Origin of the sequence: Ruminococcus bicirculans (ex Wegman et al. 2014) (assembly GCF_000723465.1) — a bacterium.
Lineage (GTDB): Bacteria > Bacillota > Clostridia > Oscillospirales > Ruminococcaceae > Hominimerdicola > Hominimerdicola aceti.
Map to the genome: position 1 here is coordinate 1,846,960 of NZ_HF545616.1, position 24,862 is coordinate 1,871,821.

A 24,862-nucleotide genomic window follows, 5' to 3' on the forward strand; every position below is an offset into this window, starting at 1 on the left:
TTTACACAGAACTCTTACACGAATGCAACGCTTGCATATGTTCAGGTATTCTGTCTGAACAAAAAAAGTTTTGTCGAAGACTCATGATCGTTGATATGCAATGTCTTACCAAGTCACAGTACGAATATCTTCTCATGAAAGTTGAAAATTGTATATCCGATTACTATAATAATTTATCAAATGCAAATTTTTATTCGGCACTTAACAATAACGAACGCATTGATAGAACGGTGATAGATCGTACAATGTTGTATCTCAAAAATATAAACAATGACAGAAATAAGGGTATGCTGCTCAAAGCTATGCTCAAAACTCTCAATCATAATAAAACAAAATTTGATACGATTGAGTATAACAGGCTGCTTGCAGAAATAATTACTTCTGCATTTAGAATATAGGTGTACACATGATCATAAAGAATTATAAAATCATACCAAATTTTGAATACAACTCTCTTGTTAAAAGCAGAGAGCAGCTTGCAAAGCTACAACATACCATGTCAAAACTATCAGACAGAGCAGATTTCCTCAATACAATAATGGATCATATAGGTGATCATCAAGAAACACTACTTGACATGTACGATGTTAATGGCTCACTATTTGGACTATTTGTATCACCTATATTAAATCGCAATAGACCAATATATGTTACAACACGATGTGCAGCTTATTGCAATCCAATATCTATGTCATCAAGTGATATTGTGGATGATGTAATGGAAATTGTTTCTGTTGATACAAAAGAACTGCACAGAGAAGGTCATGGCAGCAGAAATATTCAAGCAATGATAGCCATTGCAAGATTAATGAAGTTAAAAAAAATATGGGGGAGTATCTGGGTAGATACACCGATCGGTTTTGATAATCTTTGCTGTTTTTATCAAAAAAACGGGTTTGAAATAAAAGGCAAAAGATTTTACATGAATTTAGAGTAATAAACACAAACATAAGGACACTTGAAGTTTCAGGTGTCCTTTTTTTACAAAAAGGAGTGATTGGACAATGGAAAAAATATTTTATGGTTCACTGGGAATAGCTCTTTGTATAACAGGAATTTGGACTATTATAAGCGCATTTATTCCTGATAAATTCAGAATTTTCAAGAAAGGCAGGAAAGAAAAATGATTTTTTATGATGACGAACACGAGGAAATGTTCAATAAGCTGTGTGGCAAAATGCCCTATTTAGACGGCTATCACTTGTCACTTGCTTATCTCCTCACGATGGACGCTGTTTTGCGTTATCATATTGGCGCACTGTATGACGTTAAAAAAGACGTGATTATTTTCGAGGGCTTGAGCAAGCCGTTTCAGACGCATACGAGCTTGAAAACAACACGCCTTGCATTTAATCTTTGGAACGGCACGGTTTATGACTCAGATCCACCTGAAACTTATATCGACAAAAATGGAGAGAAAGAATATGTACCAAGCAAATACTATGCGCCCGACAGAATTTTCCACTGCACGTATACGCCATACTATATGGAAGCGCTCAAGATGAGGTTCGAGATTTTTATGTAAGTAATGAAATGAAGGTAATGATATGAAAGCTAAAAATTATTGTCCCGAATATGAAAAATACAAAACCATACGTCAGTGGGCGCTCTTAGGACAGCTACCGAAAAAGGACGCTAAAGGCGTTGAGCTTTGGGCAAATAGGAATTGTCAAGCTTCATATGTGTACTACAGCCCTGACGAGGTAGTGCCTGCAACAGAAAAAGAGTTGCAGGATTTTTTTCAGCCTGAGAGGGACAGAAAAAATAAGCTGGCAAGACTTAACCGCAAGTGGCGTAAAGAAGCCGAGGAAAAGAAACGCCAAGAGGAGCAGAAAAAGATTTTTGACGAAGCAGTTGAAGCTGCCTTATTACCTTATAGAAAGTTGATATGGAGATTAACCGAGAAAACAAAAGAGCTTTATCCGAAAAAAGGGTATCCACAGGCAATTGTTATAGACACCGAAACCACAGGACTTGACCCTTTTCATGATGAGCTATTGCAGGTGTCTATCATTGACGAGGAAGGAAACGTTCTTTTTGACAGCTACTTCAAGCCGATCAGGCACAAAGAATGGTCAAAAGCAGAAAGTGTTAATCATATCTCGCCAAAAATGGTAGCTGACGCACCATATATAAACGAGAAAGCCGCTGAACTATATGCGATATTATCGCAGGCACATTGGATAATCGGCTATAACGTTGATTTTGATTTGAATTTTCTTGTGGGAAGCGATATCATAACAGATGAGGAGTGCAACGCCTTTCGTACTGAAGATGTGATGATACAATTTGCTGAAATTTACGGTGAATACAGTGTGTATCATGAGGATTATAAATGGCAGAAACTCACAACAGCAGCGGCGTACTATGATTATGAGTGGAACGTGAAAGGAATTGAAGCACATAATAGCCTTGCGGATTGTTTTGCAACATTGTTTGTTTATCATAAAATACTCAGTGGAGAATAGCAGATAATTGACACATGATGAATAATATGGTAGAATGGAGTGTGTACGATGTTACTCAATACATCTCAGTTAAAAGAGCTGTATAACAGATATGACAAGAAAAATAGTTCACTCATATCGATACCATTCTCAGCAATATCTGATGAGCCGTTAAAATTTTATAAATGGTATGCAGCTCTATTTCAAATCGAACTAAACGTCAAAGCGTTTGCTGACGTTGACAGCAAACAGATCATAATATATAAAGGAACGAAAATGAAATACTATGCTACCATTTTAATACCCTACGAAAATCGAGAAGCCTACATTGACGCAGTGAATGAAATAAACCAAATCGTATCTTCCAATGGCTGTATCATTTTATTTGTATGTAATATTCCATATAACCTTGTTTCTTATCTTTCAATTGAAGCGAAACAAAATGAGGGACAGCTTATTGAAAACATTATCAAGAAATATGATTTGAGAAAAGAGTCATCGTTGGGGATTCACGAACTGTTCATGGAATTTTGCAACAGAAAATTCAATATGGCGACTATACCACCTAGTTTCAGCAAAGCAGATATAACGCAAATGTTCAATGGCGCTTATTTCTTCTGTTCAAAATCAGATCTCACCAAGAAGGGATACAACTTTAATACTCATATTAGGAGGAAAAAAGTATTTATATCATACTGCCACGCTAACAAGGAATTGGTCTATGAAATAACAGAAGCCCTTGAATACAGCGGCATTGATCTTTGGATAGACAAAAAAGACATAAGCGTAGGTTCTCACCTGCTGGAATCAATCCTTGCAGGTATAGAAGAAAGTGATTTTGCCATTCTCTTTCTTAGTCATGCGACACTGTCATCAAATTACGGACAGTTGGAACTTAAAACAATAATGTCAGCGCTAACAAACAAGAAAAAAGGCTGGTACATAGTTAAAATAGACGATGTAGATGTAAATAACATCATGCCGTCATTAGGCGATTATAAATACTATGACCTAAGCAATGGAAATAAAACAGAGCTCATCAAGGATATCATCAATGCGATAAACGCTCAAAATTAAACAGCAATATTTGACATCACAAATCAATTGTGATATAATCTAGTTTGGAAAAGGTAAACTTAAACGGTAGGCGGTTGCCCTCTGATCGTTAAAGTCCTGAGTATCTCGGCGAAAGCTAAGAGAAATCGACAGCGAGAGGAGGTGATAGAATGGACTTAGCTTTCTTTGTCTTGACTATCGTGCTGATTGTCGCTCTCAACGAGCTGATAAAAAGCATAAAAAAATAACCGCCCCTCTGCAAAAGTAGCGGTTATTTTTTAATAACAATTACATATGAGGTCAACCGTCTATGCGGTTTACCTTTTCTATATATAAGTATACATCACTTTAAGATATATGTCAAGTCTAAAAAAGGAGGAAAACCATATGAAGAACACGATAAAAGCCATAGCCGCCTTGATAATCAGTGCGACAATGATAAGCATAACCGCCTGTGGCAACACAGACAACACATCATCAGCCCCTCCAAAGGCAACCACAACGGCTTCAAGCACAGAAGCTTCGGCAACTACCACAACGGAAGCCACACTGACCTCTCAGAGTGAGGAAACAACTTCCCTTTCGGCTACCACAACATCATCAACAACGTCCGCAAGCACAAGCAGTGGTAAATCTTCAACCACTACCAAGGGCGGTTCAACCACAAAATCGAACAGCCCAGCTAGTAATGGCGGCACAGTGAATAATAATCAGAGCTACAGCCACAGCACCGCAAACAACGGCTCAGGCAACAATAGCTACAGCAATGACAATAACAATAACAACAGCTATCAGCCACAGCAGACGGAACGTCAGACAGAAAGACAGACTGAGCGTCAGACAACGACTAAAAGGCAGACCACAACAACGGCAAAGAAAACGAAGCCAAAGCCGACTACAACTACAACGGCTAAACCAAAGTTTAAGCTTACTCAGAATGATATAGACAGGCTGAAGAGAGAATTGCAGGCATATAGTAATGACATTGCACGTCCTCGATTTCAGAATAATTATTCCGAATTTGGCTATTCTTCTGTAGATGAATTACTTGCTGATGTTGGTTGGATGAACCTTGATAATTCTTCTTGGGGTACGCCTGATACTGTTTCACCTGATACTTATTCCTCATATGATGAACTTTACCGCAAGGTCAAAGGTCACGTTGATGATTTATACACTGTAATACCGAAAGACGCACAGATAGTTATATATACTGAATGGCACGGTGACGGTTCGGCAATCAATTCAGACGGCAAGCCAGCGTGGGAGATATACCTCATATACTAATTAAAAAGAAATAATGAAAATTGAATACGAACTTTAAAGCAATTCGAGAATTTCGAGTTGCTTTTTTTTATTGCAAAAATTCAAGCCACACGGCTTTTCAGATAGATAAAAAATTCTAGGAGGTAAGGACAAATGAAAAGAAAAACGCTTTTCAAAAGGCTGAGCAGTGCTGCAATGGCTCTCCTGCTCAGCTTGTCGGCATTAACGCAGGGCATAACAGCTTCAGCGTTTTCAAGCACTAACAAAGCCACACAGGAGTGGCTCAATGAATGGAGCTATGATTTCAGAGGCTCAGGACTTCCAAACGGCTATGACATTGAAACGGGCAAGTCCAATGACACACACTTCACAGGCTACTGGGCAAGCTCAGTGCCGTATTTCTCAACATCTGACGGCAGCTATGCTTATTGTATCAACTTTGATAAGTTGCACACAAACGGAACAACCTCTAAACAGCAAACACTAGCTGACTATGTAAAGGGTGCTCACGTTCCTGACAGTATGCAAAGACAGATCAAGGAGTTTTGCATTTACAGCTACAAGGGAAAAACTCAGTACGGCTACTCAAAAGATACCGAGATATGTGCCTCAAGCATAATGGCTCAGGCTGTTTCGGCAAGATACTATGACGGCAGTTCAGCAAGCCTTTCAAGCAACGAAACAAAGCTGCTCAATGCCTACAGCTACAACGGCAGCAATGCAAGTGCTCATCATAAAGACCTTGTTGACTGCTATAAAAAAATGAAAGCTGAAATGGTTTCGCATTATGATATTCCAAGCGGCACATCTGTAAACAGTAATAGAACACCAACCTACAAAGCAAAATATGATGTCAAGACAGGCAAGTGGACAGCCACAGTTAAGCTTGACAGCACACTTTCACAATTCAGCATTTCAAAGCCGAACGCAGTAACTTCTCAGAAGTCAGGCTCACAGATTATCCTTACAGCCGATAACGAGAAAGACCTGAAAAACATTGTCATAACGATAACAAAGACAAAGGGCAAGTATGTTGACCACATTGACGAGTGTTCACCTCTTATCCTTTCGGGCGGCTCAGACGTTCAGGAAATGGTGGTTTCTTGCTACGAGGATAAAGACCCAGTAAAGGCTTATCTGAAAATAACAACACCTATAGGATCAGCTCACATCAACAAAACATTCACAGATTACTTCGGCAACGCTCAGACAGCCACAGCTGATATGTACAAAGCCGTCAAGTTTCAGCTTGCTTGCAAGGTCGGTGACAGCTACAAGTTTGTAAAGGCAACTGGAAAGGACGGAAGCTACAGCTTCACTGACCTCGCTTCACAGGCTACAGACCTTACGCCAAACAATAAGGGTGATATTGATGTAACAGGTCTGCCAGAGGGCGATTATGAGTGGAGAGAAATATCCACGGCAGACGGATATATGATTTCATCAAAGAAAGCTATCACTGTTACCGCTGACAAGACGGCTAAAACGGAGTTCATCAACAAGGCTTCTGCTCCTGACAAGGGCAAGATAACAATTCACAAGCGTGACGCTGAAACAAGAGCTGACCTTGCAGGCGCAAAGTTTGAAGTGGCAGCAGCCGAGGATATCTACGTTGGCAATGGCTATTGTATCTATCCGAAAGGAACAGTTATCGACACCATAACCACAGGCACAGACGGCATAGCTGAAACAACAAAGGCTATCTACAAGGGCTACAGCTACACAGTGACAGAAATCGAAGCACCAAAGGGCTATTCAATTTCTGATGAGCCAACACAGACTATCAAGCTTGTTGAACAGCAGGTGGAGTTTGTTGTGGATTTTGACAACAAACAAAACACTATTCCTTTTGAGATAACAAAGACTGACATTTCAACAGGTGAGCTTATCCCTGATTGTACTTTTGAAATTCTTAATGAAAATAAAGAACAGGTCATCACAGGAACTACAGACGAGAACGGCATTGCAAAGTTTCAGCTTGCTATAGGCAAATATTTCTATCGTGAGATTTCAGCACCTGATATTTACGAGATAGACGATACTCCTTATCCGTTTGAAATAACTGAAAACGATGATATCGTCAAGGCTGAAATGACAAACAAGAAGAAAAGTGGCTCTATAAAGGTCACAAAGACAACAACAGGTAATCTCAATATCGAGGGCATTAAGTTCTTTGCAACAGGAATTTCTGATACAAACAAGGACTTGAAGTTTGAAGCGACAACGAATGAAAATGGCGTAGCAATGTTCGATAAGCTTGTTATCGGCAAGTATGTCATCACAGAGGACGGATCAACAGTTCCTGCGGCTTACCTCACTGCTGATGAGCAGGAAGTAACAGTTGAATACAACGAAACAGCAGAGGTTGCGTTCGAGAATATCGAGAAAACAGGCGAGATAAAGGTCACAAAAACCACTGTTGGCAACATCAATGTCAGCGGTATCACATTCAACCTGAGAGGTACATCAGACAGCGGCAGAGATATCGACATTCCTGCGGTAACTGATGAGAACGGCGTTGCGATTTTCAGTGAGATACCAATTGGAACTTATACTATCTATGAAGATGAGAAAACAGTACCAACTGCATATCTTGTCGCTGACCCACAGAACGTGACAGTAACCTATGCTGAAACAAAAGAAGTTCCTATTGAGAACAAGGAAAAGACAGGCTCTATCACAGTTCACAAGACAACTGAGGGTCAGAAGAACATCGAGGGAATAAAATTCTATCTCAGAGGTACATCTGATAGCGGCAGAGCTATTGATATCCCTGCGACAACTGATAAGGACGGCATAGCAAAGTTTGATGGAGTTCCAATCGGAACTTACATGGTTATCGAGGACGAGGAAACAGTACCATACGGCTATCTCGTAGCTGACGAAAAAGAGGTCAAGGTCGAGTATGCTCAGACTATTGATGAAACTATTCTTAATAACGAGCAGACAGGAACAGTTAAGGTACACAAGAAAACTGCTGATATGACTAACGTTGAGGGCATCAGATTTATCCTTTCAGGCATTTCCGATACTGGCAGAGAGATACGCATTGAGGCAACCACTGACAAGGACGGACTTGCGAAGTTTGAGGGCGTTCCAGTTGGTACATACACTATCACCGAGGACGGCAGCACAGTTCCATACGGTTATCTTGTGGCTGACTCCAAACAGGTGACAGTGGCATATGCACAGACTGTTGACACAGATATGGTAAATGAGAAAGCTCCTGATACGCCGAACACAGGCGTAACGGACAATGACTCAGACGGCAGCAAAGCACTGTGCAGCGTGGCTATCATTCTCGCAGGAGCTGCTATCGTGATGTTCAGCCGAAAGCGAAAAGAAAGATAATTGATGCTGTCTGAAAAAAGACAGTAAAAAGGGGATCAATTTATCATACATGAAGAAAGCCCCTGCAACTGGGCAGGGGCTTGGGAGGACGGGAATGAATAATGTGAATATCGATTTTAATTTCAAGTATCCAGGCAAAAAAGAAAGAGTAATCTATACAGTAACATCTATTTTAAAAGATGAAATTCGATTGTTTGGCAAAAGTATCATTTCAGCTATTCTAGTATGTGTTTGTTTTGAGAACGGATGGATCTTACCGCAAGAACACTGTGGTAACGATGATTTTATGATAGTTATGTTTTCAATTTTCTACTTTATGCAGTGTGCTATATTGATAAATATATTCTCGAAAAAATACACATATGAGGGAAACATTATAGCCAAGTTTCATAATGGGGAAATCACTTATAGCGGAAAAACTAAGATAGGCGGAAATGAAGATGAATAACGAAAATGAACTCCATGATGTAACTTTTAAAATCAGGTATCCTAGTAAAAAGGAAAAAATTATATATGCGGTAAAGTCCATTTTAATAGATGAGTTGACTATTCTTGCTGAAAGTATTGCTATAGCTGCAATACTTTGCTCTTTCTTTTCAAACGAATGGTCTATACCTCAAAAATACAATGTATTTATAGTACTATTGTACGTTGTATTTTTTGTTTCACAAATATTGATACTTTTAAGGGCTGCATTAACAGGGAGATACACCTTAAAAGAAATAATCATTCGGAGAGTTGAGAAATGAGCATATTTAAAAGATTGGAAAATCACTATAAAAGTAAGAGCTACTTGACATATCATGCGGCTAATGAGCATGAACAGCTGCTGTTATTTTATCCAAATTATAAAAGCACAAAGATATACGTCATACATAAAAGTGATGACTCTAAGTGGTTTGACCTTGGTTGCCTTGAAAGAGGCGATGATGAAAAGCTCGGTGTTTCATTTTATGACGGCTGCGATAACAATTTTAATAAAATGATAGCGAAAATGAAAGGCGTAGATAAGGCAGCTGAGGACTATAGGTTTACAATCTTTTATGACCCCGACACGGATACTTATTGGGTAGACAATTCATTAGAGCTGTTTTTTGAAAATCAAGAAGATGTTATCGCCAGATATTTAAAAGAAAATGGATATCAGTTAATAAGCATGACAGGAGAAAAATAATACATGGAACTTGGGCAAAAAGGAAAAGGACGAACATTTAAACTGTATCATGATGTTCCTGAACGCTACAAAGCCACAGAACACATGAATGAGGAGCTGATAAGAATGATAAAACTAAGAATACAGGGTTTATCTGCAGAAGTTGAAAAGTTCACAGAACAGCTGAAAAAGGACGGCTATCACTTTTTGATGGAGAGTGATGACTATCCTAACAGAAATTCGGAGTATGTAAGAAGATATGTGGAGGTAATGCTTGATGAAGATCAGGATCAATAGGTCTTGCAGAAAACGCCGTCAAGATCGCTACAACGGTATGGGACGCTGCCTTTGTATTGAGCCAAAGCGTTTATGCAATGAAAGCAAAAAGCTGATAGTTGTTGACCCTATGTCTAATGTCATAGTCGTGACAAAGGAAAAAGATTATGGAGCAAAAAATGAATGAGTATAGATACTTTATAGCAGACGATAACAAAACAGGAACTCTAATTTTCAGTAATGAAATAAAAGGCGAAGATATGCTGCTTCTTGTAGGATACGTTATCTACTTTTACAATGCAGCGTCCGTTGATGATATCGTAGACAAGCTTGTAACCATGTATGGCTTTAGTGTCATAAAGGAACATATTACAGCTCTTGACCTCAACACTAATCCTGATACACCTTATACATACTATGACCTTATCGATGAGGGCGGCTATTGTGAAAGTGATGGATATATGTACACCGATATTAACAGAATAAAAAAACTCTTTTCAGGAGAAAAATCCCAGAAGATGTTACGCACTATCGGTCGATTTTCCAAAAGAACATTTTCCTAGAATCTGTTAGTATACAGTTGTAATATATTTTATCGTCCTGTTTGTTGATTTCCATTTTAACATAGAATGATATTAAACAGTTGAAACAATCATTATCCTTTATATTTATGTGTTCATATACTTTTTCAGACAAATATATGGAACAAATCATTGGTAACTGTCTTTGTGTTAGATTGAAAATATACAATTTATGACCATTGCGATGCTTTTTGCAACGGACTCTTACCTTTCCATAAAAGATTTTTAACTGATCAACATCAGCCTGAGATAATCCATTTGTAATACGTTTTTTAGGAATAGCATACTTAACGGCTGTGCGTTCACTTTGATTTTCAGTATTTGTAGAAACTTTAGATATCTTATTCTCTATAACAAAAGGATTCCGTGCAGCTTTCTTCTCTGAAAAACAGGATAATATAACAGCTTTAAGCCTATTTTGAAGTCTGTCCAGTGATTTTTCGTCATTTTCCAATAGTTCCAACTGATGATTTGTCGCTCTTTTGCATTTAAAAGAACAAGTGTCTGCGTGACTTTCTAAATTGCGGGTTGAGAAATAGTTTGATTTCGTTGTACATGAATTATAAGTCAAATGTGGTTTTTCACATTCAGGGCAGAAAAGATTATTCTTGATTTCATTATATAGATCTAACGAATTTGTTGCTAACTGAGTTACATCTTCAATAGACAGCATTTTTCTTTGTGATCCATTAATATAGAGTGCTTCTTCAAAAACCATATCTTGTCACCTCAATAATTATTTTAAACTATTTTCACATTAACAGTTTATTAATCACACATATTATAGCACATAATTTGAATTTATACAATATAAAGACAAAATATGTGTCTAAAAAGAAAGGATGAGATTCTTGTCAAATCTTAAACAATTAAGGTTTATCATTTCAAGAAATGGTGACACGGCAAAAACTGTTCTCAAAACTTCATACGATATTGTAAGTTTACCATACTTGCTAACATATGTTATGGGGCAATTCTTTGAGGAATATGCGGACGAAGGCGTTGGTTTTAGCTCAAGCGAGCTTACTGATATGCTTTTGACTATGTATCCAAACGATTTTGCGGTATCAATGGACAATACGGATCTTGTTATTGATGATTTAGAAACATGGGAAAGAAATTGCAGTTCATATGATATCATAAGAACAATAGGAATTTTTAAGCCAAAGGAATTAAATCTTTCTGAAAAGCTATTTTGTAAATTAAAGAAACACTGTAAACAAAATGGGTTTCTTGCTGTGTACGCCGAAACAAACGAAGAAAGCCTGATTATTTTTTACAGACCCAAAAGTAATCAAAGAGTATTCGGAATACGAAGAAACTGTTATTCAAAAAATGGCAATAGTATAGAAATTGGTCTTTTAATAAATGAAAACACATTTTTGTGGTTTAAGACAGCAGCTATCGTTTCCTATAAAAATAATAATTTAAAATCGATATTCAATGATGTGATACAGGAAATAAATAAAATCACTATTGATGAAAAAGCATTGCCACAAGATAAATTTCGTAATCCTTATGTGGCGTGCTTGGAGTATCTAAGCAAATATGGGTATTCAATAAAAACTATAGAATGGGAGTAAAAGCAATGAAAAAACTCAAAAAATATTTCTTCTCAAAGCTTACAAAACTACATAAAAGGAATAGTGATAGACCACAGATGTATAACTTGAAGGGAATAACTTCTGACGGCAAAGTTGTGGATTTTCCGTATATTTCTGCTGATAAATGTGGAGTAATCAATATAAAAGGACTTCCTGTTGGAACATATAAGTTCACCGAAGTTATAAATGACACACAGCAATAATAATCGCAAACACGAGCGTGTGAAGAAATTCATACGCTCTTTTTATATACGAAAGGAGAAACACCAGAAACACCATGAATACTGAAACGCCAAAGAAAACTAAGTTTGATATCTTGGAAGAAATCATGATAGGATTTCAAGATGATTACGAAACAGACAATGCTCAGACCCATTGGGTGAAAACCTACAAAGGGCGGCGAGAGCGATTAATTCAGCTGCAAGAGGAAGAATGTGAACTACAAGCGAATGTAATTGATGACGCTCACGATCTAGGATTTGTTGAGGGCGTAAGATATGCGCTCAACATCATGGATATGACAGATACAGGCAAGAATAAAGCGCTTTTGGAGCGGCTCTTAAATATTCTTGAAAAATAAAAGAGGGGAAACTTAAATGGATAAGCACGATAAGTATGAAGTTGTAAAGCAAGCATGGTTTGAAATCAATGAGCATCTCAGAAACAATAAGCAGGATTACATTGAGTATCTCAAATTTTCCGCAAAAATGTATAAGCAGCCGTATTCAGACGCTGTGTTGGTATTCCAGCAGGATAGGAATGCAACAAAGATCGCTGAGTATAAAAAATGGGGACGTCTAGGGCGATATGTAAGACGTGGCTCTCACGGCGTTGCTGTTTTTGGCAAAAATCACACTTGCAGATATTTATATGACGTCACTCAGACAGGCGGCAAAGAGTTGCCTGAGATGTGGACACTTACTGACCGCAACACACCTGAGCTGCTCAATACGCTTAATAACCGATACAATATAAGCGCAGGATCGATCAAAGAATGTATCGAAGCAATGACAGCAAACAGTCTTAATTCTGCGCCTATAGCTGAGTCAGTACAAAATGCAATATCTCAAATGGGACTTGACACAAAACAGGCTGAGATATACCGCCATTCACTGGATTCTGTGGTGCAGTTCGTTGTTTCTCAAAGATGTAATCTTTCAGGTAAAATAGATCTGCACGCCGATGTTGATGTAAGCGCTCTTGACCTTATCAAAAATGCAAGAGATATGATTCTTTTCAGCAGAGCTGTTCAGCACGCTGCCAAAGACACTCTGTTTGAAATTGAAAAAGAAGTTATCGCCATTGACCGCAAAAACGAAGCTCTTGACAATGCCAAAACCGCAAAGCAAGAAAGCACGTCTGATAGGGTTGACGATATACTCCAAGACCTTATAAAGCTTAAGTTTTCGCAAGAACAGATACTTGCATTAAAACAGGCTGTGGTGGCAGCTGCACAAAATGGTGAACATAACATACGGCATTGGGTAAGCGTCCGATATTCGCCCGACGAACTGCGGCATATATCATCTTTATTGTCTGATTATTATGCTCAGAGTGTCGTTGAGCAAACACTCGATCCAAAGGGCATACTCAATGATTACTATACATATGTAAATGAGCTCAATGGTCGGCTGAAACTGTCAGATATGTTCTCTAACCATGAATATAGTGATGAACAAAAAGCCATGCTGCAGCAGGGTTTTTCTGAGGGAATTTCTATTACTGTTCTTAACGAGGTCGATGAACGGCTAACGGTAGACGAGATAAAAACATTCTTTGAGATGTTTCATCAGGCAGTTGACGGACAGATAGATCCACATGATGTTCAGATATATCTTGATAAGGCTGTAATAGAGCATTCAAAGCAGAACGTTCAAGTGGTTGAAGCTCAGGATAACTCTGTTGACACAAATTCAGTTGGAGTTGCCAAGAGTGAAAAGTCATTTGCTGAACAGGTCGATGATGTACTTGCAGGAAAGGCAAACCGATACAATGACTTGAAAGTATGCGATACACCTCAAATACTGCTTGACGTTGGCTGTGAGCAACTTCCAATGTTTTATACGAAACGGCATTTGCATGACGCTCTCAAGCCGAAAGGAAATACAGGTGAAAGCATACATTACCACGGATTGAACGCAGAACAAATCAAAAAAATGCCCATGTTACTTGAAAATCCCGTGATTATATATGATTCCCTTTCGAGAAATGATAGCATAATAATCGTAACATCTGAACTTGACAACGAAAAAATGCCTATCATTGCTGCTATAAAGCCAAATGGCAAAGCTAAATATGATTTAGAATTGGTCGAATCCAACTTTGTAATGAGTTTTCATGGCAGAAACAATTTTGAAAATCAAATTAATCGTGCCGTAGAACAAAACAAAGTTCTTTATTACAACAAAGAAAAAAGCCAAGAACTGTTCAGTGTGCTTGGGCTACAATTGTCCAAGGGCTTAAACATTCTTGACTCTAATATTATTATACACCAAAGTCGCAATATTGTCAAGGGTACGCAGCAGGAAAATATTGAATACAAGAATAATTCTGTTACTCAACAGGACAAAAAAATAGAACCATCAAGAATTATAGGTTTGGCTGAAAACCAGCTACGCCCTGCTGTTCCTAATAGCTCTACAAGCAGTATAACAGACTCCTCTGGAGTTGTCAAGAGTGAAAAAACATTTGCTGAACAGATAAATGATGTTTTAAATGGCGTATTCCCAAAATACTCAAATCTAAAGGTTTGTGATACACCACAAATTCTTGTGGATATCGGCTGTGATCGGCTTCCTATGTTGTATACGCAAAGGCATTTAAAAGACGCTCTACATGAAAAATCTCCGAACAATGCACATTGGCACGGCTTAACACTGGAACAGATATGTAATATCCCACATCTTTTAGAAAGCCCTGCCATAATAATGGACTCACTTTCTCCAAACAAAAGTGCTGATAAAAGTATAGTAATTTGTTTAAATAACGTTGATAATGATAATGCACCGATAATCGTAAGTGTTAAACCAAATGGGCAAGGCATTTATGAAATGGAAAATGTATCATCAAACTTTATCACAAGTATTTATGGAAAAGAAAATGGGTTTGCAAACTATGTTGAACGTGCTGCAAAATCAAATAATATTCTGTTTTGGGACAAAGAAAAAAGCCAAGCACTGTTCTCGTGTCAAAGGCTCCAATTGCCTGAGGCGATAAACAATCTTGACTCTAATATTATTATACACCAAAGTCGCAATATTGTCAAGAGTAAGCAACAAGAAAATAGTGCCGATATAAGTTCAAATGATGTTAAATCATTCACTACTTTATCCGAGCCTACGATAACCTGTGAATGGAGCGAAAGCAACTACTTTGAGGACGGCAAGACCTACAGTGTTGCAGAATTTGACACGCTCATGGAACAGGCTGACAGTGAAATGGTGGCAGGAGCAAAGGCTGCAATAGAGAAGTACGGTTCAGCAAAAGCATGGTATGAAGCAGACGCTGATGACGAATTCTCACAGTTTATGGGCTATGATAAGGTCAAGTTTACTATCAATATGCCTGACGGACAAACGATCACTGAACGCCAGGACGCAGGTGACGGATACGGCGGCGTTATTGATTTTCTGAAAAGATACTCAATATACAGCTCGATCATACCTGAGCTTGAAGCTGCAAAAGCCGCACATATGGCAGACCTGGTCAATGAAGTGCCTACACCTACAAATGAAACACAGCCTGAAATAGACAAGCTTTTGGGCAGGCTTAAGCTTGATTGTGATTACTATCTGAAAACAGGTGCAGAAAAGCACTTGTGGGCAGAAACAGTTGAAAAACAGATAGCTAAGATCAATGAGCTGTATGAGAAAATGCCTGAAAACGCCTACTTCACCAGAGAACAGATTGATGATTATGAAAAGAAAATGCTGGCAATCAAAAATGGCGAAGTCGAAAAACCTATACCATATGAAACGCCTACAATTGCTAATAATGTTCTGTCTGAAGAAAAAAAGACAACACCGCCTGTTTCTGAAAGCGTTCCTATATCTTCTACATCTGATGAACAGATATCACTCTTTGAAACGCCGCAAGAAGATATCAAAACTGAAAAGGTAGAAAAGCCAAAGAAGAATGTCAAAGCAAGCACATACCACTTTGACCCTGATAATGTTGTTGTGGGCGGAGCTGCTGCTCGTTGTGACGCAAATATAGCTGCTATTGAAACATTGCTGAAAATAGAGAGTGAAAAGCGGCTTGCGACACCTGAAGAACAGAAGATAATGGCTAGATACTCAGGTTGGGGCGGAACTGCTCAAGCTTTTGTTGCAGATAATGAGAATGTTTCTGCTGACAGTTGGGGAGCAAGGCAGACTCGCTTAAGAGAGCTTCTGACCGCTGATGAGTATGGTGCTGCAAGATCATCAACACTGACAAGCTTCTATACGCCGCCAGAAGTCATAGACAGCGTATATCTTGCTTTGGAAAGATTTCAATTTGAGGGTGGAAACATCCTAGAGCCTAGCATGGGCGTTGGAAACTTTTTTGCAAAAATGCCTGATGAAATGAGGGCAGATTCAAAACTTTACGGAGTTGAGCTTGACAGCATTTCAGGACGAATAGCCAAGCAGCTCTACCCAGAGGATAATATCCAGATAAAAGGGTTTGAAAAAACAACATTCAAGAATAACAGCTTTGACGTGGTCATAGGTAATATACCTTTTGGAGATTATGGCATTGCAGACAAAGCCTATGACAAATACCACTTCAAAATCCATGACTATTTCGCTGCAAAAGCAGTAGATAAGGTGAAGCCTGGAGGAATTGTTGCCATTGTGACTTCAAAATTCACAATGGACAAGAAAAATGATAAAGCAAGAAAGTATCTTGCCGAACGCTGTGACCTTTTAGGCGCAGTAAGACTTCCCTCTGGAACGTTTAAAGACGCAGACAGTGTTACAACAGATATTATCTTTCTGAAAAAAAGAACAACAATGACCTCTGTTATACCAGACTGGGTACACGTTTCAGAAACAGCCAACGGCATTCCTTGCAATCAATATTTTGTGGATAACCCTGATATGGTACTTGGTACTATGGCGTGGGACGAGCGTATGCGAGGAAAATATGGTGCAGACAGCAAGGTAACGACCTGCTATGCAAACAGTGACACTCCCCTTGCACAGCAGCTCATAAATGCCATTTCAAAAATAGACGGCGTTATTGATACTGTGGAAACTGAGCTTGACAATGGGACAGCTGAGATACTCCCTGCTGATCCAACTGTCAGGAACTTCACTCATACCATTGTTGACGGAGATCTTTATTTCCGTGAAAATGAAATAATGGTCAAGGTCACAGAAACAGGCAAATCGCTTGAACGCATGAAAGGGCTTCATACTCTAAGGCAAGCAACTATGGAGCTTATCAATGCCCAGGCTGACGGCTGCACTGATGAACAGCTTGCAGAGCTTCAGAAGAAGCTCAACAGCACATATGACAATTTCAGAACAAAGTTCGGAAATATTACGGACAGCGCCAATTCACGCTGCTTTTCTAATGATGATGACTACAACACTTTAGCAGCACTCGAAGTTGTCAACGTGGAAAATAAGACAGTTGAAAAGGCTGCAATATTCACAAAGAGAACGATACTTCCAGATATTCCAGTTTCAAAAGTTGATACGGCACTTGAAGCACTTCAAGTATCAATGGACAGATTGGGAAAGGTCGATATTCTCTATATGTCACAGCTCACAGACACTACGCCTGAAAAGGTTATTGCTGACCTTGGTGATGAAATATTCAGAGATCCTGCCAAAGTTAAAGACAATGACCCATATTCAGGCTATACGGAATCATCTGAATATCTGTCAGGCAATATCCGTGATAAGCTGAGAATAGCCAGAGATCATGCGGAGCATATTGACAACAGCTACAACAAAAACGTAGAAGCTCTAATGAAAGTTGTGCCAAAAGACCTTGACGCCAGCGAGATATCCGTAAGGATCGGCGCTAACTGGATCGATGTCGCAGATTACAACAATTTTTTAAACGAGTATGCACACGCAAACACATATTACTACCCTGTCACAAGAACAAAGCTTGGAGAATACAAAATAGAGGGTAAAACATCTGACCGCTCAGTTGCTGCCACTGAAACATTCGGAACATCAAGAATGAACAGCTATCAGATATTTGAAAATCTTCTTAATCAGCGTGATATTTTAGTTCGTGACAGACGAGAGGAGGGCGATAAGGTATGGTACGAGATAAACACTAAAGAAACACAGCTTGCAAAAGAGAAAGCTCGACTAATGAAAGAAGCGTTCAGAAATTGGCTGTGGGAAGATATGGGCAGGCGTGAAAAATACGTTGCAAAGTACAACTATCTGTTCAATTCCATAAGGGGCAGAGAGTATGACGGCTCACATCAAACCTTTCCAGGCATGAACACATCAATAACGCTGAGGAAACATCAATCAAATGCTATAATGCGTGCAAAGCTTGGTGGAAACACGCTATTTGCACATGAAGTTGGTGCAGGAAAAAGCTTTGAAATGGTTGCAACTGTAATGGAGAAGAAACGTCTTGGTCTTATAAACAAAGCCTGTGTAGTTGTACCAAAGCACCTTACGCTGCAAATGGCGAGTGAGTGGCTGCGGCTATATCCAAATGCAAAACTGCTTGTGGCAAAACCTGAAGACTTTACCAAAGCCAATAGAAAGCGTTTTATTGCAAGATGTGTTACTGGTGACTATGACGCCGTGATAATGTCATTTACTCAGTTTGAAAGAATACCTATGTCAGACGAGTACAAAGAGCAGTTCATGCAAAAAGAACTTCACGATATCATGAGTGCGATATCCGAAGCAGGGAGAAAGGATAAATCATCAGTAAAAGCCCTTGAACGTCAGAAGAAAAACATAGAGGAAAGGCTTGAAAAGCTGCTTTCTTCTCCAAAAGACTCGTCATTGTGTTTTGAAAAGCTTGGCTTTGACTTTCTAGTGTGCGATGAAGCACATAACTATAAGAACTGCTTTGTTTCTACAAAAATGTCAAATGTGGCAGGCGTACAAACAACAGCAGCACAAAAGTCAGAAGATATGCTGATGAAAACGCAATATCTCAACAATAAGTACGGCTGCAACAATATACTTTTTGCCACAGGTACACCTATAAGCAATTCCATGGTGGAATTTTACGTTATGCAGCGTTATCTCAGACCAGATCTTCTCGAAAAAGCAGGATTGCAGAACTTTGACGATTGGGCAAGCACATTTGGTGAAGTTGTATCACAATTAGAGATAAAGCCTGCAGGAAACGGCTTTCAAATGAAGAATCGTTTCAGCAAATTCGTAAACATACCTGAGCTTATGCAGATGTATAAGGAATTCGCTGATATTCAAACAGCGGATATGCTGAAACTTCCTGTGCCAAAGCTTGAAACAGGCAAGCCGATAGTAGTGACCTCAAAGCCAGACGAACGTCAAAAAGCATACATGAAAGAGCTTGCCACACGTTCTGAAACGATACACAGCGGTACTGTCGACCCACGGCAAGACAATATGCTGAAAATAACTCATGAAGCACGCTTGCTCGGTCTTGACACAAGATGTATTTTCAAAGATGCTCATCCTGCGCCTGACAGCAAAGTGATGAAGCTTATCGATAACCTTGAAAAGAATTACAGAAAAACCATGACAGAAAAGGGCGTACAGATCGTTTTCTGTGATATAGCGATCAACGAGGACGAAACACACTTCTCTGTGTATAAAGCTATAAAACAGGCACTTATGGAGCGTGGAATACCAGAAAAAGAAATCTGCTTTGCAGGCGATGCAAAAACAGATAAGGCAAGGGATGAAATGTTCAAAAGTCTGCGCAAAGGCGAAAAACGTTTTATCATCGCAAGCACTTCAAAGCTTGGAACTGGCGCAAATATTCAGGATAGGATCTGCGCAATTCATCACCTTGACATACCATGGAAGCCCTCTGACCTCACTCAGCAGGACGGACGTGGAATACGGCAAGGCAACAGATTTTCGCAAGTCGGAATATATCACTATCTTACAGAGGAAACCTTTGACGCATACATGATGGGCATTATAACAAACAAGGCGAAATTCATAAATCAGATCTTGACCTCAAAAAGCCCTGCTAGAGTTTCAGAAGATGTTGACGAAATGGTACTTACATACTCCGAAATGCAGGCTATAGCAAGCGGTAATCCTATGATAAAAGAGAAAATACAGCTTGACAATGATGTTGCAATGCTGAAAACCCTTGAAGCAGAACACAAAAAATCAATTTACAAAATGCAGGAGTTGGCAGAGAAGATTTTGCCGAAACAGATAACACGATACTCTGAACTTCTCAAAAAAGCTAGGAACGATATGTCTAAATATCAAAAAAATCAGGCGTTGAACAAGGAGTTTGAAATGACAATAGGCGGCGTCAGATACGATAAGAGAGAAAATGCAGGAGAACAAATTGCCGTGGCAATGGCAAAATGTACTGCCACAGGTGAGCCTATAGAGCTTGGAACGTATCGTGGCTTTAAAGTCACAATAGAACGAAATCCGTCAGCAAATACTTTTTTTGAGCTTGATAAACCTTGTATCGCTGTTCTCCACGGAGAACTCACCTATTCATGTGACGTTGCCACAGATAATGGCGTGGGAAATGTCAGAAGAATTGAAAATCTTGCAGGAATACAGATAAATCAGAAGCAATGTTCTCTTGAAGAACAGCTTGAAAAAGCAAACAAGGATCTCTCAGAAGCTCAGCAAAATATGCTCAAACCATTTGAACATGGACAAGAATTAGCCGAAAAGACAAAACGTCTTGAATATGTCAATGCACAGCTCAGCGGAAATTCTCAGAGTATAAATAATGCTCCTGAAAGTGCTGTGGAATTTAGATTCCATAATAACAAATATCAGGCATTGATTGGCACAAAAAACAAATCAGAATGGTGTGATGTAGTATCAAAGGGTGGCAAGCTCATCGCTGCGTCAGATACAAAGGTCTACAATCTGTCTGAAAAAGAAAGCGACCAGTTTCGCAGCTATGTTTTTAACGGTGACAAAATTGACACAGGCAAGAATAATTCCTTACTGGAAAAACTTAAGCCAAAGGCTCTTAAATTATAAAACATTGAGAGGAGGTGAGGGTATATGATAGACAGAAGATACGAATCAGGCAAAAGCTTTGTCATGTACTCTAAAGAGGAGCTTGAAGCCGCACGGCGAACAGATATGGTCACATTTCTCGAAAGCCACGAGGGTTTCAGCTTTAAATCGTCAGGCGGTTGGTATATAGGGATAGAGCATGACAGTCTTAAGATCAATCCAGACCGCTATACCTGGCACTGGTATTCAAGAGATCTGTTTGGAAAAGGTGCTATCGACTGGCTCTGCAAAGTTGACGGATACGATTTTAAAGAAGCTGTTTCTCGTCTAATAGGCAACACCAGTATACGAGCTTCTCCTGAAATGAGAAAAGCAGTAATCAGCGAACAGCACTATCAGAAAAAAACTAAAAAGGCAGAATTTAAAGCTCCGCCGCCCATGCAGGGCAAATGGCGAGAGCTTTTCGCTTATCTTAACATAACGAGAAAGCTTCCAGCTGACATAATAAATTATTGTGTCAGCAATAAGCTCATATACCTCGATGTTAAAAAGCGAGCTATTTTCTGCGGCTACGATAAGTTTGGCTCAATGAAGTTTGCAGAAGCAAAGATCACAAACACATACAACAAATACTATCCTCAGAACATTGAGGGAAGTATGAAAGAGTACAGCTTTTATATCCCTGCTAAACCAAATGCGTATGGTTATGACCCTACAAAGCTTTATGTGTTTGAAGCACCCATAGACCTTTTATCTCACGGAGCTTTAATGCAGCTTTCAATGAAAAAACAGTGTACAGCAGTTGGAATGTCTGAAATGTATCGTTCTGATTGTTGGCTTGGAATAAACAGAGTATCACTATCAGGCTGCTCTGATATAGCACTTAAACAAAGACTATCTGATGATCCTCGGATCAAACAGATAGTCTTTTGTCTTGATAATGATGAAAGAGGACGTCAAGCAACAGAAAAGCTAATGTCTGACTATTCTGCAAATTACACTGTAAAAGTGAGCATACCGCCTTACGGCAAAGACTGGAACGATACACTCAAGGCTGTGGTGTCAGCACATTCAAAACAAACAGATAAAACAAAAACGGAGGAATGAATTATGAAACTGAAAGAAAAAATCAAAGAAAAGAGCATAAAGCTTAGTGCTCGTATATTCGGAATTATGACAGCTTGTCTGTCATCAGCCATTGCAGCCTTTGCCGATGTTGAAACAGACGCAACCTCAGGTGTATGGGCTTCGGTCGCCACCTGGATCACCAAAAACAAAAATGGGCTTTCCATTGCAGCCAAAGCACTGCTTGGACTGTGTCTTGTCGGCGTTGTTATATGCCTCGGTGCAAGCGGCAAAAACGGCATATCCTCAGTCAAGGGCTGGCTTATCGCTATTGGCGTGGCTGCTGCCCTGCTGGTTTTCGGTGACGCTTTCCTTGACTCAATATATGTAGCTTGATCTGCACGGACACATATTTGTGTGTGTCCGTAAAAGCGTTATCCCTAGCGTTCTTACGGGCATACACAGATAGACAGAAAGGAGTATTATTTTGAAGTACATGAAAAGCAAAAAGGTATGGTATCAGCTTATATTCATCACCGCCATTGTTATGAGCGGCTGCGGCAGTATACAGGCTTGTGCAGCAGAACTGGGATATACAGGGTGTTCCTCAGAGATTTTGAAAATGGTAACAATAAAGAACCATTTTCGTGATCTGTTGATAAATATAGAATTTAACATACTGAGTTTTCTTTGTGATGTGATAGATTACTTTGATAAGGCTGTCAAAACATTACTCAAACTCAATTTCTTCGACTACCTATCAGATGAGTTTAGCCTAAGTCAAATGCAAACGATTATTCTGTCTATTATGAGCCTTGCACTCGTTTTTGGAGCGTGTGCTCTCGTGATATTCAGAAATAAGATCAAAGTGTCTGATTTTTTGATGAGTATTTTGGTCTCAACTATACTGCTTGTAGCATTTCCGGCGTTCATATCTTCTTGCAACTCACTTCGCAGCAAGGGTATAACAACAGCGCAGAACATAAAGATCAATGATCAATCTGAACAGACAACGGTCGACAAAGACGGCACAGTCACTGTCGGAACATTGGGCAAGGATCTTCTGGCGTCGGGAATATATGACGTTGAAAACAGCGTTGATAATAAGAAGATGATGACTTACCTCGATACTGTGGGCAGTTCAGGAAATGTAAAGGACATTCAGATAACAGGTGGAATTGAGCCTGACGATAGCAAGCCTTGGACTACCCGTTATCTTACAGATATACATGACGTATATCCTAAGCAGAAAAAGTACAATAGTCTAACCACAGAGAATATGATGTCCCTTTTAGGACTTGAAAATGAATATAATATTCTAAAAAATGCAAATGGCGAGCTTATACTAAGCGCTGATTATGGCGCAAATATGCAGGTTTACTGTTCTGTATACAGCACATCAGGCTCAATATACGGAAGCGTTCTGTCTGAAAAAGATTATGAAACATTTTTGTCAGCTTCTATTGGTGACGCTTGTCCTTATGGTGCTACACTTGGAGATCTGCATTATCCAGACGGCAGCAGGATAACAAATGTCATTAACTATAATACATATCTTCGTGACCTTATAGCAAACCACCCTGCTGTAGCTGCCGCAGGCAAAACGCAGGAGGTAGGAGCAAACGCACATACTGTTGAGGAAGCACTTGACATTATCAAAGATGATGTTATAAGGGAGCTTAACATAGCGGCAAATACAAATACCGCCAAAGATGCAGAACCAGTAAATGCAGAATATCAATCTTTTCCTCTTTTTGACGAGGAAGATTATGATGATCTTAATTCGGTAGAGCAGATCATACGCAGAAATATAACCAGCGGCTACACGGTTGACTGTTTATATTATTATCATATCGACTTCTGGTCAACCTTTGTGCTTATGCTTGCAGTGGCTATCTGCCTTATTTTCAGCGGAATAAAAATAGCAACTACGCTATTTGAAATAATGTTTGCACAGCTCATTACACCCTTTATCATAGCAACAGACCTTAACGGCTCAGGCAGAGCTAAAAAAGCTATCCAGAATATGCTGCTTTCAAACATAATTCTTATGATAGTTGTAATTCTTTTAAGAATATACATAGCCGTTATATGGGGCATAAAAGGTTCGGAATACGGCAGCAATTTTGCGGTAATGCTCATAGTTATAATAGCAGGCGCAAAGTTTGTTATAGACGGTCCAGAGGTGTTGACAAAGCTGTTTGGCATTGACGCAGGAGTTAAATCAGGTGCAGCCACAATGATGGCAATAAATCAATCAATGCAAATGGGCAGTTATGCCACAATGGGACTTGCTCGTGCAGGCAGCACAGTTATCCACGGTGCTGGAAGTGTTGCAAAGCATACCGCAAGCAGTGCTGTTGGTGCAGCCAAAGGCTTTGCAGGAGGAATTTACGGTGGCGTACAAGGAGGCTCAACTGTACCCGGAAAGATAGGAAAAGCCATAGGCGGTGCGTCGGCAGGTACTGTTGCAGGAGCGGTCGGAGGTGCTTTCGGACACACTGACGCAGGAGCAAAGGCAGCTTATGCAGCAACAAATCCAGGCTCAATAAAAGATACATTCTCAAATGCAAAAGACAACATTGCCAATAACGTAAAAGAGTCTGTAGGAGAGGGCTTTTCATCAGGCGGCGCAGGCAGCGCTTCAAAGGGTGCTGACGGAAAGGACGGCTTAAATGGCACTAACGGCATGAATGGAGCTAAAGGCGACAGAGGTGCGCAAGGCGCAGCAGGCAAAGACGGCACAAATGGAACTGACGCAAGAGCCGATAACAACAGTGGAAACAGCAGCAATAACAGCAATAATAACGGCACATCTCAGCCTGCCCGTGGCAGTGGCTTTGACGTTTCAAAAGCTGCAACAAACAATAATAACAGCAAATCCGACACATCAAAAGGAAATGGATTTAAGGACAAGGGAGGCAAGTAA

The 24,862-nt window shown here is 39.5% G+C and carries 21 protein-coding genes; 20 read left to right on the plus strand and 1 reads right to left on the minus strand.

All coding sequences use genetic code 11. The features are described 5' to 3' along the window. The first annotated feature begins 406 nt into the window (after positions 1 to 406). The 13 genes from RBI_RS08565 to RBI_RS08620 all read left to right on the plus strand — a co-directional run bounded on the left by RBI_RS08565 (position 407) and on the right by RBI_RS08620 (position 10,112). Positions 407 to 937: a hypothetical protein gene (locus RBI_RS08565; RefSeq protein ID WP_038672330.1), complete on the plus strand. Its 531-nt coding sequence runs from the start codon at positions 407 to 409 to the stop codon at positions 935 to 937. Between the two features lie 67 nt (positions 938 to 1,004). Further along, entirely contained in the window at positions 1,005 to 1,127 is a 123-nt protein-coding gene (locus RBI_RS15440) for a hypothetical protein (RefSeq protein ID WP_256320652.1), read from the plus strand. Beyond that, positions 1,124 to 1,525 carry a DUF6075 family protein gene (locus tag RBI_RS14185; protein ID WP_051706702.1) on the plus strand — a complete coding sequence of 134 codons (402 nt, stop codon included), beginning with the start codon at positions 1,124 to 1,126 and terminating at the stop codon, positions 1,523 to 1,525. Before RBI_RS15440 ends, RBI_RS14185 begins: the two co-directional genes overlap by 4 nt. 22 nt (positions 1,526 to 1,547) lie before the next feature. Continuing rightward, on the plus strand, positions 1,548 to 2,468 hold the full coding sequence (locus RBI_RS14190; protein ID WP_051706704.1) for a 3'-5' exonuclease: 921 nt from the start codon (positions 1,548 to 1,550) through the stop codon (positions 2,466 to 2,468). 48 nt (positions 2,469 to 2,516) lie between these two features. Beyond that, a complete protein-coding gene (locus tag RBI_RS08580; protein WP_038672332.1) occupies positions 2,517 to 3,524 on the plus strand; it encodes a toll/interleukin-1 receptor domain-containing protein in 1,008 nt (335 codons plus the stop codon). 366 nt (positions 3,525 to 3,890) lie between these two features. Beyond that, positions 3,891 to 4,790, plus strand: a complete 900-nt coding sequence (locus RBI_RS08585; protein ID WP_038672334.1) for a hypothetical protein — start codon at positions 3,891 to 3,893, stop codon at positions 4,788 to 4,790. 132 nt (positions 4,791 to 4,922) lie between these two features. After that, positions 4,923 to 8,120: a SpaA isopeptide-forming pilin-related protein gene (locus RBI_RS08590; RefSeq protein ID WP_038672336.1), complete on the plus strand. Its 3,198-nt coding sequence runs from the start codon at positions 4,923 to 4,925 to the stop codon at positions 8,118 to 8,120. A 49-nt stretch (positions 8,121 to 8,169) separates the two neighbouring features. After that, positions 8,170 to 8,568 (plus strand): hypothetical protein, encoded by a 399-nt coding sequence (locus RBI_RS08595; protein ID WP_038672338.1) that lies wholly within the window; start codon positions 8,170 to 8,172, stop codon positions 8,566 to 8,568. Further along, on the plus strand, positions 8,561 to 8,869 hold the full coding sequence (locus RBI_RS08600; protein WP_038672340.1) for a hypothetical protein: 309 nt from the start codon (positions 8,561 to 8,563) through the stop codon (positions 8,867 to 8,869). Before RBI_RS08595 ends, RBI_RS08600 begins: the two co-directional genes overlap by 8 nt. Further along, positions 8,866 to 9,294 carry a hypothetical protein gene (locus RBI_RS08605; protein WP_038672342.1) on the plus strand — a complete coding sequence of 143 codons (429 nt, stop codon included), beginning with the start codon at positions 8,866 to 8,868 and terminating at the stop codon, positions 9,292 to 9,294. The genes RBI_RS08600 and RBI_RS08605 overlap by 4 nt, the downstream gene beginning before the upstream one ends. A 3-nt stretch (positions 9,295 to 9,297) precedes the next feature. Beyond that, complete coding sequence (locus RBI_RS08610; RefSeq protein WP_038672344.1) at positions 9,298 to 9,570, plus strand: hypothetical protein; 273 nt, start codon at positions 9,298 to 9,300, stop codon at positions 9,568 to 9,570. Then, positions 9,551 to 9,736 carry a hypothetical protein gene (locus RBI_RS08615; RefSeq protein WP_038672345.1) on the plus strand — a complete coding sequence of 62 codons (186 nt, stop codon included), beginning with the start codon at positions 9,551 to 9,553 and terminating at the stop codon, positions 9,734 to 9,736. Before RBI_RS08610 ends, RBI_RS08615 begins: the two co-directional genes overlap by 20 nt. Further along, positions 9,729 to 10,112, plus strand: a complete 384-nt coding sequence (locus tag RBI_RS08620; RefSeq protein ID WP_148303589.1) for a hypothetical protein — start codon at positions 9,729 to 9,731, stop codon at positions 10,110 to 10,112. The genes RBI_RS08615 and RBI_RS08620 overlap by 8 nt, the downstream gene beginning before the upstream one ends. Here RBI_RS08620 and RBI_RS08625 read toward each other — a convergent pair. Then, complete coding sequence (locus RBI_RS08625; protein ID WP_038672349.1) at positions 10,078 to 10,848, minus strand: hypothetical protein; 771 nt, start codon at positions 10,846 to 10,848, stop codon at positions 10,078 to 10,080. The two genes, RBI_RS08620 and RBI_RS08625, sit on opposite strands and share 35 nt — an antisense overlap. A 133-nt stretch (positions 10,849 to 10,981) precedes the next feature. On the opposite strand from RBI_RS08625, the gene RBI_RS08630 reads away from it, so the two are divergent. From RBI_RS08630 to RBI_RS08660, 7 genes are all read left to right on the plus strand, one after another. Continuing rightward, on the plus strand, positions 10,982 to 11,713 hold the full coding sequence (locus tag RBI_RS08630) for a hypothetical protein (protein WP_038672351.1): 732 nt from the start codon (positions 10,982 to 10,984) through the stop codon (positions 11,711 to 11,713). A gap of 5 nt (positions 11,714 to 11,718) precedes the next feature. After that, on the plus strand, positions 11,719 to 11,937 hold the full coding sequence (locus tag RBI_RS08635; protein ID WP_038672353.1) for a hypothetical protein: 219 nt from the start codon (positions 11,719 to 11,721) through the stop codon (positions 11,935 to 11,937). Positions 11,938 to 12,062: 125 nt separating this feature from the next. Beyond that, positions 12,063 to 12,314, plus strand: a complete 252-nt coding sequence (locus RBI_RS08640) for a hypothetical protein (protein ID WP_158455140.1) — start codon at positions 12,063 to 12,065, stop codon at positions 12,312 to 12,314. A 16-nt stretch (positions 12,315 to 12,330) separates the two neighbouring features. Next, complete coding sequence (locus RBI_RS14195) at positions 12,331 to 20,889, plus strand: LPD25 domain-containing protein (RefSeq protein WP_051706706.1); 8,559 nt, start codon at positions 12,331 to 12,333, stop codon at positions 20,887 to 20,889. 24 nt (positions 20,890 to 20,913) lie between these two features. Further along, entirely contained in the window at positions 20,914 to 21,975 is a 1,062-nt protein-coding gene (locus RBI_RS08650; RefSeq protein ID WP_038672357.1) for a toprim domain-containing protein, read from the plus strand. A 3-nt stretch (positions 21,976 to 21,978) separates the two neighbouring features. Then, a complete protein-coding gene (locus tag RBI_RS08655) occupies positions 21,979 to 22,329 on the plus strand; it encodes a hypothetical protein (RefSeq protein WP_038672360.1) in 351 nt (116 codons plus the stop codon). 91 nt (positions 22,330 to 22,420) lie between these two features. Then, a complete protein-coding gene (locus RBI_RS08660; protein WP_038672362.1) occupies positions 22,421 to 24,862 on the plus strand; it encodes a collagen-like protein in 2,442 nt (813 codons plus the stop codon).

Coding starts and splice junctions, on each gene's coding strand:
- RBI_RS14195 (WP_051706706.1), top strand. CDS start 12,331: ATGGATAAGCACGATAAGTATGAAGTTGTAAAGCAAGCATGGTTTGAA.
- RBI_RS15440 (WP_256320652.1), top strand. CDS start 1,005: ATGGAAAAAATATTTTATGGTTCACTGGGAATAGCTCTTTGTATAACA.
- RBI_RS08615 (WP_038672345.1), top strand. CDS start 9,551: ATGAAGATCAGGATCAATAGGTCTTGCAGAAAACGCCGTCAAGATCGC.
- RBI_RS14190 (WP_051706704.1), top strand. CDS start 1,548: ATGAAAGCTAAAAATTATTGTCCCGAATATGAAAAATACAAAACCATA.
- RBI_RS08565 (WP_038672330.1), top strand. CDS start 407: ATGATCATAAAGAATTATAAAATCATACCAAATTTTGAATACAACTCT.
- RBI_RS14185 (WP_051706702.1), top strand. CDS start 1,124: ATGATTTTTTATGATGACGAACACGAGGAAATGTTCAATAAGCTGTGT.
- RBI_RS08605 (WP_038672342.1), top strand. CDS start 8,866: ATGAGCATATTTAAAAGATTGGAAAATCACTATAAAAGTAAGAGCTAC.
- RBI_RS08600 (WP_038672340.1), top strand. CDS start 8,561: ATGAATAACGAAAATGAACTCCATGATGTAACTTTTAAAATCAGGTAT.
- RBI_RS08655 (WP_038672360.1), top strand. CDS start 21,979: ATGAAACTGAAAGAAAAAATCAAAGAAAAGAGCATAAAGCTTAGTGCT.
- RBI_RS08595 (WP_038672338.1), top strand. CDS start 8,170: ATGAAGAAAGCCCCTGCAACTGGGCAGGGGCTTGGGAGGACGGGAATG.
- RBI_RS08640 (WP_158455140.1), top strand. CDS start 12,063: ATGATAGGATTTCAAGATGATTACGAAACAGACAATGCTCAGACCCAT.
- RBI_RS08590 (WP_038672336.1), top strand. CDS start 4,923: ATGAAAAGAAAAACGCTTTTCAAAAGGCTGAGCAGTGCTGCAATGGCT.
- RBI_RS08650 (WP_038672357.1), top strand. CDS start 20,914: ATGATAGACAGAAGATACGAATCAGGCAAAAGCTTTGTCATGTACTCT.
- RBI_RS08635 (WP_038672353.1), top strand. CDS start 11,719: ATGAAAAAACTCAAAAAATATTTCTTCTCAAAGCTTACAAAACTACAT.
- RBI_RS08625 (WP_038672349.1), bottom strand. CDS start 10,848: ATGGTTTTTGAAGAAGCACTCTATATTAATGGATCACAAAGAAAAATG.
- RBI_RS08580 (WP_038672332.1), top strand. CDS start 2,517: ATGTTACTCAATACATCTCAGTTAAAAGAGCTGTATAACAGATATGAC.
- RBI_RS08610 (WP_038672344.1), top strand. CDS start 9,298: ATGGAACTTGGGCAAAAAGGAAAAGGACGAACATTTAAACTGTATCAT.
- RBI_RS08620 (WP_148303589.1), top strand. CDS start 9,729: ATGAATGAGTATAGATACTTTATAGCAGACGATAACAAAACAGGAACT.
- RBI_RS08585 (WP_038672334.1), top strand. CDS start 3,891: ATGAAGAACACGATAAAAGCCATAGCCGCCTTGATAATCAGTGCGACA.